We start from the raw sequence: 14,345 nt of genomic DNA, 5'->3' as shown, positions 1-14,345 counted from the left end.
CCAACGGCCAGCTCAGCCCCGCCGAATACGAACGCCGACACGCGCTCAAGAACGCCCAAGACCTCGACTATGCTGCCGCGTAGTCGCAAGCCCTGATGTGTCTATCGAACCGGGGCAACTCCAGGCTCGACGCCTACCTGTGCCAGGAATGAAATCACCTCCCACACATTCCCGTTGTGAGACACCTTGGCACCGTAGAAATACTGCTCTTGGGCGCTCCACGCCGGCACCGTGCACTCCGGCGAGGTGCCGTCACCCTTCGTGGTGAACGAGGCCGTGTAGTCCGACATCGTGTGGCCAGCCGCATCCTTGGCCGCCCGGACTTCGAGCCGGTAGCTCGTCCCCGCCTTCAGCGGTTGCTCCGGCGTCAGCTCGAAGCCTTCGTTCTCCAGCTCGGACAGAGCCGTCACTGTGATGGGGACGTCGGTACCTGCCGACTCCTTCAGCGCGAAGGTTTGGCCTGTCACTGGCTCGGAGAAGGCCACACGGATCTTGGCGTCAGTCGGCACCCCGACGGCTCCGTGACCCGGATTGCTCATCACTGTGGGCGGAGTTTCGTCGGGCTCGTCGGGCTCAGGCGTCTCCTCGAAACCTGGCCCGGTCTGGGTGGCCTCCCACTCCCGTTCCTCCGGTGTCAGATCGGCTGGAGGCACCGAATCCTCGGCCTTTACCACGACGTAGTGGGATGAGGTGAGCGCGGCCTCGCGGGACTCCTCCTCTGTCGGGATCTGGAACGGGGCGACGGTGTCCTCGGTCTGCCTGGCATACATGTTGTTGAGCTGTTCAGGTGTCGGCTCGAACTCGCCATACTGCCAGGTGTCGACGTCTATGGCTTTTGGTTCGTACCCGATGACGAGTTTGGGGCCATGGGAGTCGTCGCTAGAGACCCATTCCTTCGAGCGGTACGCACGCCAGTTGGTGCTCTCGGATTCGTTGCCTGACGTGAGCTGGAATCCATAGTTGGGCTGGCCGTTGGCCCAGGCCTGGGCGATGCCGTTCACGTAATGGATCAGGTCATGTTCATAGTTCATGTAGCCGCGGGTGCAGGTCGGCTTGTAAGCCCCATATTCGGTGTCGGCGCCCTCGTTGGTTACCCTCGGTTGGTTGCTCCACGTGAGAGTGGAGACATCCCACTGTTGGGTGATCATGCGTGCGGTGATGCCAGAGCCGACTGGTAGACCGCAGTCGTTGGAGTCAATGTTCCACAGGACGAGGTCGGCGTTGGTCACCCGTCCGCCGCGCAGCGGAGAGTCCTGGGGAATGTCCTCGAAACGAATGTAGGTGCGCCAGCGGACCGTTCCGCTGTTGGTCATGCCGGCTTGCAGGTGGTAGGCGCCGCTGTTGGCGTAGCCGTTTTGGTAGGCGGAGTTGTTGATGAACGTGTCGTTGCCATTCGGCAACTGTGTCCAGATGACGTCGTCCGCGACGACGAGGGTGACCGGGTAGGTGATGTCTGGATCGGCGAGGAAACTCGCGTCGGGCTCATAGACGATCGCCTGACCTGCTGCGGTCTTCTCGACCGCAGTGGCCACCTTGCCGACCTGTCCCTCCTCGCCGACGCTGAGGTTCGCGTTGGCGTCGACCAGTTGCGGGGCCGGGATCTCGATCGTGCGGCGCGTGGCCTTGGCGGATTTGTCGTGCAGAGCCAGCTTTCCCGAGGAGGTCTGGTCCAAGGACAGACCTGTGGGTAGCTGAACGGGAACCGAGAGTTTCAGTGGGCTGGTCGGTCGTTGCCTGATGACCACTTCTTGTCGGAACCCTGTGGGCGTCGCGATGACGGCGAGGTCGATGCCAGGACCGTAGGCGTCGGCGTATTCGGCTCGGTTGGCCGACAATTTGGGAGCCGCGACCTTTTGCGGAGCGGAGATTTTGATCGTCGACCCGTCGCCCTGGCGCTTCACGGTGAGCAGGTCGGTGCCACCCCCGGGGGAGAGAGTGAGGCCGGTCTTGGTGGCGCGCGGCTTGATGGTGCCGTTGTCGGTTATCAGCGTGGTGTCGACCGGCTGCCAGGCTTCGCCTTGTTTGAAGCGGATCGGATCGGTGTAGAACTCAGTGCTGAGGGTCTTGCCGTCGCTGCTGGCGTAGGTGGTCGAGGCCTCGGTGTGCAGGCTGGGGATCTCTATCTGACGGCCGGCCTTTTTCGCCTCTGCTTTGGCCGAATCGACCGGGGAGAGGCGTGGGGTCTCGGTGGCGGAGGGGCTCGCGGTGGGAGGTGGCTGGGCTGCGGCATTTTCTGTGGAGAGGAATGACGCGGGCAAGGACAGCATTATGGCTATGGTTAGTAATCGGACATGAGTACGCCGTGACCACGCTAATGCGTTCAAGGACACCTCGATCGGTGTGGAGGGCAGAGACGAGTGGATCTTTACATCCCGCTTATCCGAACACAAGATCTAAAGCGGTAATGCCAAATTCCCGAGCTTGTTGAGGTTTCGGCCGGTTTTTCGTCGTACCACCCAAGCGACCGCGCCGGGCCAGTGGTCGACCCGGACATGTGCCTACCTGCAGGAATTCATGGGTTGGCCTGGGCTCACATCGACCTGTCAGGCCGATGCGCCAGGTTGAGGTAGCCAAGAGAACCATCGCCGCGTGCTCGGGGAGCGCGGCACCGTCCATCTCGGAACCGATACAGATGTAGAACGTCATGCAGTTCTCTGGTTGTTTCGGAGGTAAAGCGGGACAACCTGGTCACCCGAACCGGTCTGGAGAGCTCAAGAGAGCACCCGCTTTAGGAGAGCGGGAGCTGTTTGGAGTCCAGTATGGCTTGTAATGGGGGATATGTAGCTGGCGCTCGATATGCATCAGTTCCTCGACGATGGTCTCCCGTCATGTATTACTTGATTGCTGGTTTCCCTGCTCGGGACAATATGCCTAATGGGAGGGCGAAAGGTGTATCCGCTCTTCGGGTGCGGGTGCTTAACGGAGATGGTAGGCCATTCGTCCCGAGTGGCGACGAGGACGGGCCATGGGCGTAGAGGGCCGGATTAGCTACTCGATGTTCGTTGTGTGCGGTGTTCGACGGTCTGGCGTTGCGACAGATGTCAGAAGAACGTCAGTTGTTCCATATGGCCGTGGCCAGCGCCTCGGGTGGGCATTTTTGCCATGTTGTGCCAATCTGCCTGTCCGCCTTGGAGTGTGGCCCATCGGGGCAGTGGCTCTGTTGGCCTGAGGGCTGTGGCCGACAGTCATTTAGGGATCACGCGCTTTACCTATCCACTACACTCCGATTATGTTCAGTTGCATTCGGCGACATCCCGGTGTGGTGTTCCGAGGGAAGGAGAGGCGATGCCACGGTGGGCGACGATAGCGCCGGGAGTGTTGGTGGGTTCGTTGCTGGTGACTGGGCCTGTGTGGGCGTCCGCGCATCCGTGGACCGATGCGTATGGTCAGCTCGGTGACGTGGAGATCAGCGCTGACCGGAAGAACGTGTCACTGTGTGATCGCCTCGACGACGAGGACAAGGTGGCTGTGGAGTACAAGACCACGATCGGCCGGACGATCCTGCTGCAGGCCGGACCTAAGCGGGGATGTGTCCTGGACTCGGTCTTCTTCGGCTCCATCAAGTGGGCCAGGTTTTGCTACGGCCCGGATGTCGATCCCGACGGTGGCTCGTGGCGCTGGTGTAACCCGGCCCGCAACCTGTAGGCGAATTTTCAGGACGACTCCATCTTGTGGACGACCGGAGGAACGGTGTGCTGACCGGGGCCGCTTCCCGTGGGCTGCCGCAGCAGGCTCGTCAACGCCGGCCGGGGCTCGCCGCGCTCGCTGTGCTGCTTGTGCTTGGCGGTGCCCTGGCCACGACCCTGCTGGTGATGCGCGCCGACGAGCGTACCTCCGTTGTCCGCGTCACCAAGCGGATCGGCGCCGGTCAGCCCTTCGGTCGCGACGCGTTGCAGGAAGCTCGCATCGCCGATGAGGGGGTGTCTTATTGGCCTTGGTCTCAGCGTGATCGTGTCGCCGAGACCGTTGCCACGGTCACAGTGCTTCCGGGGACACTGCTCACCCAGCCGATGGCCGTAGCAGGCGACAGCGGAGCGGTCGCTGGCAAGACCGTCAAGGTGGGACTCGCTCTCAAGCCTGGCCAGGCCCCCTATGACCTACAGCGCGGGGAACATGTCCAGCTTATTCACGTGCCCGGGCGTGGACCCGGCTCTCTAGGGCCTTCGCTTGTTGTGGAGGAGGCTCTGGTGGACAGTGTGAGTTACGCGTCCGGTTCGGCCAGCCAAGCCACCGTTACCGTCGACAGTGCTGTCGCGCCTGTGGTTGCGGCCCACGCCGTCAGCGGTGAGATCGCCCTCGCCGTCATACGTGCGCAACCCTGACCCTGGAAACGACGCGCCACACTCTGTATTTCAGACCGGGCTGATCGAGATCGGCTTCTAATCCAACGGTCGCAGGTTGGAATCCTGCAGGGCGCTTCTCCGCGTGCGGAAATTCACGCCGTAGGCGCGCTCGGTTGAGGCATAGGGCAGATGTGAGGCAAAGCTGAGTCACCCGCTGAGCTCCCGGCCGAGCGTGGTTGCGGCGCTCAGCGCCAGGGAGGTCGTCTCCTGCGCCGTGCGATGGGCAGCCACCGATAGCCCCGAGACGTAGGTATTGGCGGTGAGCACGATGCCGGCGTGCCCGAGCATCGCCTGCACAACCTTCGAGTCCGTGTGGGGTCAGTGCCAAGGTGGCGGCGCCGTGCCGCAGGTCATGCAGCCGGACCGGTGACACTCCAGGACCAGCGAACCTTTCGGCAGCAGACGCCAAAGGGCAGCAGAAGGCCAAGCTCATGGACTCTCGGCTTACGCTGAACCTAAGGCTCAATTCCGTAGATGAGCTCTACGGGCGCATCCCCTCCGATATTTACCACCGCGTGGGCATCGGTTATGTCTATGAAGGACTGGCCGATGTGACGCACCAATGGCACAGCTATGCGAGATCGCTCAACGGTATCCCGATGATCGGAATACTGTTGCTGCCGGGTCGATATGCGGTTCCTATCGATGTTCCCGACCTTCAGCCTGTTCGGCATGCGCCGCTCGGCCCGAACGAAGTCCTTCAGATCGACATGGCTACCACGAGGTCTATGGCTGGTCGCCGGAGCCCGAAGGGAGTGTGAGATCCTTCCCGTGCCCCTACCGCCATACCACTTCAGCCCTCATCGCAGCCGGAGTGATCATCGTTCTGGTCGACGAGCTGTCGAAGCCGCTACACGATGCCGAGCATGGTCAAACAGCGCTTCTCGTGAAGGCAGGGCCGTCTTCGGCTATGCACTGGAGGTTGTGTGAGGGCGGAGCAGGCGGAGGTGTCGCCGCCGACTCCATCCCGATCTCGATAGCCGCGCTGATCAGCTTCCGAGCAGGCAGCCCCGTAGCGCGACCGTGCCTTGCTCAAGGGCGGGTTACCAGCGCGTTTGGGCACGTTCGCCGAGGTAGGGAGGGATCGCACAAGCGTGCGGCTGGACTGCTCTCCGTCCTGACCGGACGCCTCGCGAGGGGGCGGTGCCAACGTAGGAGCGTCGCCGGGGTGACCGGGAGCAGCTCCGCCCACCGGTGGGCGCGGGGCAGGGTCGAGGCGCCGGCCGTGCAGTGTGGCGATCCGCGCCCGGCGTCCTCGGCCTACCAGCGCAGGTGATCAAAATTGAACGTTGGTCATCGTGTACCACGTGGGAGCGAATACCAGCAGGGCCAGTGCGACCAGGACCGCCAACGACTTGAGTACGCGTGAGGTGGTGATGGTCGCGGGTGCGATGGGCCTCAGCTTCCATCGTCCGACCGCGATGAACGCCGCGACGCCTCCCAGCAAGAGATTCGCAGGCACCAATTCGTATTCGTCGCGCATGATATGAAAACCAGTCGCGAGGATCATTGTCAGCGTCAGGCCGGCGGCGGCGAGCGGCGTCAGCTTCGGTCTGACTCCCGTCATCGCCGGCAGGATCAGGCCGACGCCGCCGAGTACTTCAAGGACCCCGATGAAGACGATCAGGGACTGCGGCACCGCGGCGTACCAAGCCACCGCCCGGGGTGCTGCCGCATACAGAGCCTCGTCGTACAACAGCACCTTGCCGAAACCGCTGCCGGCAAAGAAGAAGCCCCACAACGCTTGGAGTGCCCAAAGTGCGCCGTTGAGAGTGAACCTCATTCCGCGCCCCTTGGGCTGCTGCTCGATGTCCTTAACGCCGAGGAGGTTCTCGCTGACGTGCTGGCTCATGTCCTGTCACTACCTTTTCTTATCGGGTGGGCCGGGGAACTCGCCGCTTTTTTGTTCCTTCGTCAGCACGTGGTGATCGGTACGTGGTGACAGGACTCATCCGACCACCGCAGCGAGGTCGCGCGCACCGTCCGTGGGACAGGGTGGGACACGCGGGGCGCGGTCTAGCTGCGAAAACAACAGTTTTTGCCGCGACTGAGGGCTGGGACGGTTCCCGCGGGGCGGGTATCGAGCGTCCCCGATCAGGCGTCCGTGAGGCTCGTGTCCGCTCTCCGGGTGCAGTGCTGGTTGCAATCCAGCGCCGCCCATGCCGTACCGGACAGACCGCCTGCGCCCGTCGGGTCCAGGTTGAAACGGGCCAAGATCCGAGCTGCGGTTCCCTTGAGCTCATGGTCATTCCTACCTGGCAGTCCCGGATGCCAGGGGGATATGGCTGAGGTGGGACGGGCAGGATGATCCGGTTGCGGTCTCGCTGCCGCCTCCTGACCTCTGCTGACTCATGCAACGCCCCGGGTTGCTTCTGCCGGAGGGACCATCGGCGTTATGGGCGTCAGGCAGAACGCCGGCGGCCGTCCGGCGCTGTCGCAGACCGGTGGGTCTTGCTGGTCAGCCCGCCACGGGATCGGCCGAGGGTGTGATCTGTCTCCTGGTTGTGGTGGTGCCCGCTCTCGGACCTCCGCCGCGTGCTGATGCGCTCGCACGATGATGGAATCCACCGCCGCCGGCCAATCGATGTTCCCCGCAGCGTCGGCTTCGGCCTGCGCCAGCTGCAGGCTCGCTGGCTCAACACCGACTCAACAGCTTCTCAACGGGTCAGGCCGCACGATACCGGCACGAACTCGAACAGGAGGCTCAGCATGAAGACGCTACAGGCCCTCGTCGCAGCCGCCGCCATCACCGCCGCGACCCTCGCCGCCGCCCCGGCCGCGAGCGCGACCACCGAGTCAGGCTGCCCCCGTCCGCGGGTGGCCAATCTGGACCCCGGCTACGTCACCATGAGAGGCACGTTCAACCTCAAGGCCGGCCCGTACGCGGGCAGCAGATGCGGCAACATCACCACGGTCGCCAAGGGCAGGGTGCTGTACGTCCACTGCTGGGTCCTCAACAGCCACGGCCACCCTTGGGGTTACATGCGGATCAAGGGCACCGGCACGCACGGCTGGATGTCGGTCGACAACGTCGACTACGGCAAGGGTCTCAACTTCGCCAAGTGCCCCGGCGCCGAACTCCGGTAGCCGGCCGTATCACGGCGGCCGGGAGGGGCGTCGGAAGGAGAGACGGTACCGTCAGCGGCCCACGCCGGTGAAGTGAACTGGCCGCCGGCCGACGGCGGGTCGTGCCGAGGCTGTGAGGCCGCGTGCGTGTCGGGGCGGCTGCCGCTGCTTGTCCACGCGTTGCGTGCCACCTGGTTGCAGCGGCATGGCGCCACGCTGACCCTGGAGGGGCACCAGAACACGGGCGGCATTCAGAAGGCCGTTGCCACCACGGCCGAGCAGGTGCACGCCGAGCTGGACAGGGCGTCAGTTCAACGGGTAGCCGAAGTCGTCGTTTCGCTGCTCGGGGGTGATGAGGACTGGGGTGTCGCGTCCAGCCGGTGGGAACACGGACACGGCTCCGTCTGCGGCGGCGAGGAGTTCGGTGGCGGCGTCGCCGTCGAGGTCGATCAGCGACACGGCCTGGCCGAAGCCCGTCACGCTGGGGTCGGAGATGCCGGCGGGCCCGCCGGGGTGGTTGAAGAGCGGCAGCGGGCTGCACGAGGTGGGAAGCCCGTTCCACGGTGAACTCTTTACGGCGGCTGGTGAGGATGAGCTGATCGCGGGCGGTCAGTGAGGCGGTGTTCCGAGGGAGCGGGGCCAGCCGGGCGAGCATCCGGTCCGGCGCCCAAGTACGACACCCGAGCCTGGAAGGCCAGGTCAACCGCCCTGCACCAGTTTTGGCCCGACACACGTCTAGATGTCATCTATTGGGGCACCTACCCGGACTGAGCGACTTAGACGCATTGCCTAGTGATCCGGAAGGTCGGAGGAAGCAGATGAGCGACACCCAGGACAACGCCCCGTCCAGCGCGCAGGGCGTGGATCGGAAGGCGGCGGCCGGCTACCCGCTCGCGCAAGACTCCGTGACCGCGCATGGCAGCGAGAGCGAGAACCCGGCAATCGACTCGCCGACTTCGAAGACCGGCGGTCGTCCGCGCACGAACCGGGACTGGTGGCCCAACCAGCTCGACCTCTCGGTGTTGCGCGCGCACTCGTCCAAGGGCAACCCGCTGGCGGAGGGCTTCAGCTACGCCAAGGAGTTCGAGAAGCTCGACGTCGAGGCCCTCAAGCAGGACATCATCGAGGTGCTCACCACCTCGCAGGACTGGTGGCCGGCCGACTTCGGCCACTACGGCGGTCTCATGATCCGGATGAGCTGGCACGCTGCGGGCACGTACCGGATCCACGACGGTCGCGGCGGGGCCGGCGATGGCGCTCAGCGTTTCGCCCCGCTCAACAGCTGGCCCGACAACGCCAACCTCGACAAGGCCCGCCGGTTGCTGTGGCCGGTGAAGCAGAAGTACGGCCAGAAGATCTCCTGGGCCGACCTGCTCGTGCTCGCCGGCAACGTCGCCCTGGAGTCGATGGGGTTCAAGACCTTCGGCTTCGGCTTCGGCCGCGAGGACGTCTGGGAGCCGGAGGAGATCTTCTGGGGGCCGGAGGACGCCTGGCTCGGTGACGAGCGCTACGTCACCGACAAGGAGATGGTGCCGAACTTCGGCGCGACCGAGATGGGTCTCATCTACGTCAACCCGGAGGGTCCCCGTGGCAACGCGGACCCGGCTGCGGCGGCGCATTTCATCCGCGAGACCTTCGGACGGATGGCGATGAACGATGAGGAGACTGTCGCACTCATCGCCGGCGGCCACACGTTCGGCAAGACCCACGGCGCCGGCGTCGCCGACGACCACGTGGGGCCGGAGCCCGAGGGCGCGCCGCTGGAGGCGCAGGGCCTGGGCTGGCTGAGCAAATACGGCACCGGCAAGGGCGGTGACACGATCACCAGCGGTCTCGAGGTGACGTGGACCGACCGGCCGACGCAGTGGAGCAGCCGTTTCTTCGAGATCCTCTTCGGGAACGAGTGGGAGCTCACCACCAGCCCCGGCGGCGCGAAGCAGTGGGTCGCCAAGGACGCCGACGCCATCATCCCCGACGCGCACGACCCGTCGAAGAAGCACAAGCCGACGATGCTCACGACCGACCTGTCGCTGCGTGTCGACCCGACGTACCGGGAGATCTCCCTCCGCTTCAAGGAGAACCCCGACGAGTTCGCGTTGGCCTTCGCCAAGGCCTGGTACAAGCTGCTGCACCGCGACATGGGTCCGGTCAGCCGCTTCCTCGGACCGTGGGTCGCCGAGCCCCAGCTGTGGCAGGACCCGGTGCCGGCCGTCGACCACGAACTCGTGGGTGACGCCGACGTCGCTTCCCTCAAGAAGAAGGTCCTGGAGTCCGGCCTCACGACCGCTCAACTGGTCTCCACCGCCTGGGCCTCCGCCGCGAGCTTCCGGTCCACCGACAAGCGCGGCGGCGCCAACGGCGCCCGGCTCCGTCTCGAGCCGCAGCGCAGCTGGGAGATCAACCAGCCCGAGCAGCTCACGACGGTTTTGGACACCCTTGAGAGCATCCAGCGCGAGTTCAACGAGGCCGGCGGCGCGAAGATCTCGCTCGCCGACCTGATCGTGCTGGCCGGCTCGGCCGCCGTCGAGAAGGCGGCAGGCGAGGCCGGCGTGGCGGTGACGGTGCCGTTCCGGCCGGGCCGCACCGACGCCACCCAGGAGCAGACCGACGTCGAGTCCTTCCGGGTCCTCGAGCCGCGGGCCGACGGGTTCCGCAACTACCTGCGTTCCGGCGAGAAGACCCAATCGGAGGTGCTGCTCGTCGATCGTGCCTACATGCTCAACCTGACCCCGCCCGAAATGACCGTCCTCATCGGCGGCCTGCGTTCCCTCGGGGCCAACTTCGGCGGTACGCAGCACGGCGTCCTCACCGACCGGCCCGGCGTGCTCACCAACGACTTCTTCACCAACCTGCTCTCCCCGGGCACCCGGTGGAGGGCATCGGACTCCGAGGAGCAGGTGTACGAGATCCGCGACGCGGCCACCGACGAGGTGAAGTGGACCGCCACCGCGGTCGACCTCATCTTCGGCTCCAACTCCCAGCTACGAGCACTCGCGGAGGTCTACGCCAGCCAGGACGCTCGCGACAAGTTCGTGACCGACTTCGTCGCGGCCTGGACCAAGGTCATGGAACTCGACCGGTTCGACCTGGCCTGACCCGTGTACTGGCGGTGGCGGCAATGTCTTGACGTGGGCTGGGGGTGCAGGCGCCCGATCCGCGCGGCTTCAGAGCCACGCCGAATAGGCCGGCAAACTGCCGGTTAATATCGGCTCGTGACGGTTCAAGATCGAAGCGCCTTCATCATCGGAGGCACAGGGCAGATCGGCCGGGCCACAGCCGCCCGGCTCACCGCCGCCGGGTACGCGGTGACCCTTGGGCACCGCCGGCCCCGTCCGGACGCCGCGGACCTGGACGGGGTGGTGTCGGTCCAGGTCGACCGGGCCGACACCGAGGCGCTGCTCGATGCCCTCGACGGCCACGATCTGGTCGTGGACACGGTCGCCTTCGCCCCCTTCCACGGTGCGCAGCTCGCCCAGCTGGCCGGCCGCGTCGGCTCGCTGGTGGTCATCTCGACGGGAGCGGTCTACCAGGCTCCCGGCCTGCCGGTGCCGATCCCGGAGACGTGGCCGACGGTCGAGCGCGACGCCCACGACTATCCGGCGGGGAAGGCGGCGCTGGAGCGCTGCCTGCTGGCCACGCCCGGCCTGCCGGTCAGCATCCTGCGGACGGGCGTGCTGCACGGCCCGTACGGCAAATCGCTGGATCACTGGTCGTTCATCAAGCGGGCGCTGGACAAGCGGCCGCACGTCGTACTCGCCCAGGACGGGCAGAGCCGGTTCCCCACCACGGCGGTGGCGAACGTCGCCGAGCTGATACATCTGTGCGCGCAGCACCCGGCGGCCCGGGTCCTCAACATCGCCGATGACCCGCTGACCGTCGCCGAGATCGGCGCCAGGATCTTCGCTGTCATGGGCCACGAGGCGGAGATCGTCACCTTCGCGGGCCCGTCGCGTCCGGACGGCCTGGGTTTCAACCCGTGGAATGTGCCGGAGCCGATCGTGTTCAGTCTGGACAGGGCCCGTGCCGAGCTCGGATACCGCCCTGCCGTCTCCTACGACGACGCGCTGCGCCAGGACATCGAATGGGCCGCCCGCGCCGTATCCGAGACCGAGGCGGGCGGCGGAGGCTGGCAGGATGTCTTCCCTGATCTGATCGTTCGCCACGGCCCCGACGTCTGGTTCCCCTACGCGGCCGAGGACGCGTATGTCGCCGGCGCGTAGGCGGCACTACCAGGCGACAGGCATCGCGTGCAGCCCGAAGAAGGGGGCATCGTCGGCGAAGGACAACTCCTCGAACCCGATCGCCAGGCGCAGCGTCGGTATCCGGCTCAGCAGCGTGCCGTAGGCGATCTGCAGCTCGGCGCGGGCGAGGTTGCGGCCGATGCACTGGTGTACCCCGTGGCCGAAGGCAACGTGGTGGTGGGCGGACCGGCGGATGTCGAACGTGTCGGGGTCCTCGAACGCCCGTACGTCACGGTTGGCGGATGCGGCCAGCACCGTCAGGCGATCACCGGCGCGGATCCGCGCGGAGCCGATGTCCAGGTCGTCGGTCGCGATCCGGTCGAAGCTGACCCAGTCCTGCACCGAGTGGAAGCGCAGCAGCTCCTCGATCGCACCCGGCAGCAGGCTCGGGTCGGCGCGCAGCGCGGCAAGCTGCTCGGGGTGCCGCAGCAGCGTGAGTACGCCCAGGGAGATCGTGTTCGCGGGCGAGTCGTAACCCGCGAGCAGCAGGAGGAAACCGATGTTGATCAGCTCGTCCGTGGTCAGCTCGCCGGTGGGCAGGTGTCTGGCGGCCAGCCGCCGGATCATTCCGTTGTGCGGTTCACGCTCTGCGCTGCGGATGAGTTCGCGCAAATAACCGCGAACGTCCCTGGACGCCTGGGCCGCCACGCTCGGATCCATACTCGTCACCGACAGCATCCGCAGCCGTGACTCGAAGAACTCGTGGTCGCCGGCCGGGATGCCGAACAACTCGCAGAGGACTCGCGCCGGAACCCGGCGGGCGTACAGACCGACGAGGTCGGCGGGCGCCCCGGCCTCCAGCAACTCGTCGACCGCCGTATCGGCGATCCGCTGGAGGGCGGGCCGCATGGCGTCCATCGGACGGGTACCGAGCTCCGAGATCAGCAACCGCCGGAACCGGCTGTGTTCCGGTGGATCCATATCGACGAAGAAGCCGTCGTCGGGGCGATCGTCGTCGGGTCCGCGAGGCCGTTCAGGGCGTCCGGTGTTCGAGCTGATCCTCGGGTCGCTGAGGAGCTGCCGAGCCTCGGCGTAGCGGGTGACCGCCCAGACCGGTGCGCCGTTGGGCAGGGCGGCTCGGACGACCGGCGCGGTGGCACGCATCCGCTGATACTCGTCCGGCGGTGCGAACGGGCAGGTCCGCTCCATGGGGAAGGTCGGCGTCGCGGTCATGTCCTGCTCGGATGCACTCATTGCGCTTCCCCGTCGATGTGGTCGGAAACGACGAGCCGGCACCTTGGCCCGGCTCCGCACCCGCGCCGTGCCGCGGTCTGCGCCTTCGGCTACGGCGGGACCATCGCCCATATGATCCTCGTCTGCTGGGGGCGTGAGCCTGCTGGAGGAATCGCTGGATCGCCGACCACAGGCCGGCGACGTGTGGCCGGGGTGCGGTCATGCTTCTCGTGTGTTGGCAGATGTGTCTGTTCAGGTAGTGCCGATGGTAAATCGGGTGGTTCAAAGATTGCTAGTGGTGGCATTTTCCGGATTTGTCATGCATAATCCCCTTCGCTTGTGATCAAGGGAGCGCAGGTGGGAGGTCTGCCCGTGAGCGACGGCCAGACAGCCCAGCCCTTGGCAGCCGACCGGCCCGCTGCGGCGCCGAGCCCCGCTCGGCAGGGCTGTCAACAACCCCCGGGTCGCCGACCTGTACGCGACCGCGACCGCCTCTACCTGGGCTGAGAGGCCGCCGATGCGACGGATCGTCAGCGGTCCTCATCGGTTCTCGCGGTGGAAGTGCTCGACGAGCTCTTGGACTCGGAGGCCGGCGGCGAAGTCGGCCAATGTGGTGTCCTCGCCCCGCACGGCGCGGGCGAACTCGCTGAGCCGGGTGTGCTCGCTGCCGCGCGGCTCGTCCACGTCGGCCGGGATCCATCCCTGCTCGTCGCCGAGCCACAGACGTGCCCAATCGGTGATCCGGTACGAGCGTTCGGTCCCGAGCAGGGTCCACTCATACGTCTCCGGGCCCGCGGCCACCTGCCCGGACAGGGTGACGGGCACGTCGCCCGCCAGGAACAGGCCATAGGCGGTGTCCTCCGCCCTCGCGCCGTAGGTGACGTGGGTGTGCACCGGTTCGAGCGGTTCCAGCAACCGGTCGGTCAGGAACAGATAGTGCGAGGCGACCTCGCGCAGGAAGCCGCCCTGCGCCCGCCCGGCCACCCATCCGGCGCTCTCCTGGAAGGCCCTGGGCCACTGGGGGAAGGTGAAGCGCAGCTCGATCCCGCGTATCGTGCCGATCTGACCCTTCTGGAGCGCGTCGCCGACGGCCAGCGCGGCGGCGCGGTCGGACAGGACGAAGTTCAGAGCGTTCGGTGCCCCCGTCGCCGCGGCTACCCGTACCATCTCCCGGCCCTCGGCGAGGTCCACGGCGAGTGGCTTTTCCGCGAAGACCGCCAGCCCTGCCTCCATGGCGCGTATGGCGTAGCGGGCGTGGGTGGCCGGGGGTGAGGCGATGTAGACGGCGTCGAGCGGATGGTGGCCGAGCAGTTCGTCCGCGTCGTCGACATAGGCGGGCCCCGGGTGGGCCGTCCGAGCTGACGCGACTGCCCGCGTGCTGGGGTCCGCGGCCGCGACGACCTCGAACTGCGGGTGCCGCTGAGCGACCTCGAGCATTTCGGCACCCATCACGCCCAGGCCGATGATGCCGAGGCGGATCCTGCTTCCGTCTTCCATGCACAGATCTTCGAGTACCTGCATA

12 protein-coding genes and 1 pseudogene are annotated in these 14,345 nt (G+C 66.2%); 7 read left to right on the top strand and 6 right to left on the bottom strand.

Annotated elements, in window-relative coordinates; all coding sequences use genetic code 11:
- Positions 1-101 precede the first annotated feature (101 nt).
- Positions 102-2,267 (bottom strand): DNRLRE domain-containing protein, encoded by a 2,166-nt coding sequence (locus ACFKCF_RS28710; protein WP_394498317.1) that lies wholly within the window; start codon positions 2,265-2,267, stop codon positions 102-104.
- Positions 2,268-3,399: 1,132 nt separating this feature from the next.
- Here ACFKCF_RS28710 and ACFKCF_RS28705 point away from each other — a divergent pair.
- Together ACFKCF_RS28705 and ACFKCF_RS28700 are read left to right on the top strand one after the other, a co-directional pair.
- Positions 3,400-3,645 (top strand): hypothetical protein, encoded by a 246-nt coding sequence (locus tag ACFKCF_RS28705; RefSeq protein WP_394498316.1) that lies wholly within the window; start codon positions 3,400-3,402, stop codon positions 3,643-3,645.
- Between the two features lie 47 nt (positions 3,646-3,692).
- Positions 3,693-4,322, top strand: coding sequence for a hypothetical protein (locus ACFKCF_RS28700; RefSeq protein WP_394498314.1), 630 nt, complete (start codon positions 3,693-3,695; stop codon positions 4,320-4,322).
- Between the two features lie 168 nt (positions 4,323-4,490).
- Here ACFKCF_RS28700 and ACFKCF_RS28695 read toward each other — a convergent pair whose 3' ends face one another.
- Positions 4,491-4,631 carry a hypothetical protein gene (locus ACFKCF_RS28695; protein WP_394498312.1) on the bottom strand — a complete coding sequence of 47 codons (141 nt, stop codon included), beginning with the start codon at positions 4,629-4,631 and terminating at the stop codon, positions 4,491-4,493.
- 143 nt (positions 4,632-4,774) lie between these two features.
- On the opposite strand from ACFKCF_RS28695, the gene ACFKCF_RS28690 reads away from it, so the two are divergent.
- Positions 4,775-5,104 carry a hypothetical protein gene (locus ACFKCF_RS28690; protein WP_394498310.1) on the top strand — a complete coding sequence of 110 codons (330 nt, stop codon included), beginning with the start codon at positions 4,775-4,777 and terminating at the stop codon, positions 5,102-5,104.
- A 515-nt stretch (positions 5,105-5,619) separates the two neighbouring features.
- Here ACFKCF_RS28690 and ACFKCF_RS28685 read toward each other — a convergent pair.
- The gene (locus ACFKCF_RS28685; RefSeq protein WP_394498309.1) at positions 5,620-6,195 is read right to left on the bottom strand and encodes a DoxX family protein; all 576 of its coding nucleotides are present in this window, start codon (positions 6,193-6,195) and stop codon (positions 5,620-5,622) included.
- Positions 6,196-7,052: 857 nt separating this feature from the next.
- Here ACFKCF_RS28685 and ACFKCF_RS28680 point away from each other — a divergent pair.
- Positions 7,053-7,430 (top strand): hypothetical protein, encoded by a 378-nt coding sequence (locus tag ACFKCF_RS28680; RefSeq protein ID WP_394498307.1) that lies wholly within the window; start codon positions 7,053-7,055, stop codon positions 7,428-7,430.
- 72 nt (positions 7,431-7,502) lie between these two features.
- Positions 7,503-7,697, top strand: a pseudogene (locus ACFKCF_RS28675) (hypothetical protein); the annotation flags it as partial.
- A gap of 18 nt (positions 7,698-7,715) precedes the next feature.
- Here ACFKCF_RS28675 and ACFKCF_RS28670 read toward each other — a convergent pair.
- Positions 7,716-7,889, bottom strand: a complete 174-nt coding sequence (locus ACFKCF_RS28670) for a hypothetical protein (RefSeq protein WP_394498324.1) — start codon at positions 7,887-7,889, stop codon at positions 7,716-7,718.
- A gap of 338 nt (positions 7,890-8,227) precedes the next feature.
- Here ACFKCF_RS28670 and katG point away from each other — a divergent pair, with 338 nt between their 5' ends.
- Together katG and ACFKCF_RS28660 are read left to right on the top strand one after the other, a co-directional pair.
- Positions 8,228-10,504 (top strand): catalase/peroxidase HPI, encoded by a 2,277-nt coding sequence (katG, locus tag ACFKCF_RS28665; protein ID WP_394498305.1) that lies wholly within the window; start codon positions 8,228-8,230, stop codon positions 10,502-10,504.
- 117 nt (positions 10,505-10,621) lie between these two features.
- Entirely contained in the window at positions 10,622-11,629 is a 1,008-nt protein-coding gene (locus tag ACFKCF_RS28660) for an NAD-dependent epimerase/dehydratase family protein (RefSeq protein ID WP_394498303.1), read from the top strand.
- A 6-nt stretch (positions 11,630-11,635) separates the two neighbouring features.
- Here the strand turns inward: ACFKCF_RS28660 and ACFKCF_RS28655 are convergent, their stop codons facing one another.
- Positions 11,636-12,844 (bottom strand): cytochrome P450, encoded by a 1,209-nt coding sequence (locus ACFKCF_RS28655; RefSeq protein WP_394498301.1) that lies wholly within the window; start codon positions 12,842-12,844, stop codon positions 11,636-11,638.
- Positions 12,845-13,363: 519 nt separating this feature from the next.
- Positions 13,364-14,320: a Gfo/Idh/MocA family protein gene (locus ACFKCF_RS28650; protein WP_394498299.1), complete on the bottom strand. Its 957-nt coding sequence runs from the start codon at positions 14,318-14,320 to the stop codon at positions 13,364-13,366.
- Positions 14,321-14,345: the final 25 nt, after the last annotated feature.

The sequence above is a fragment of the Nonomuraea sp. JJY05 genome (assembly GCF_043496855.1).
Classification (GTDB): domain Bacteria; phylum Actinomycetota; class Actinomycetes; order Streptosporangiales; family Streptosporangiaceae; genus Nonomuraea.
The sequence above is the reverse complement of the archived record's forward strand: the minus strand, read 5'-3'. Positions and strand labels throughout refer to the sequence as shown.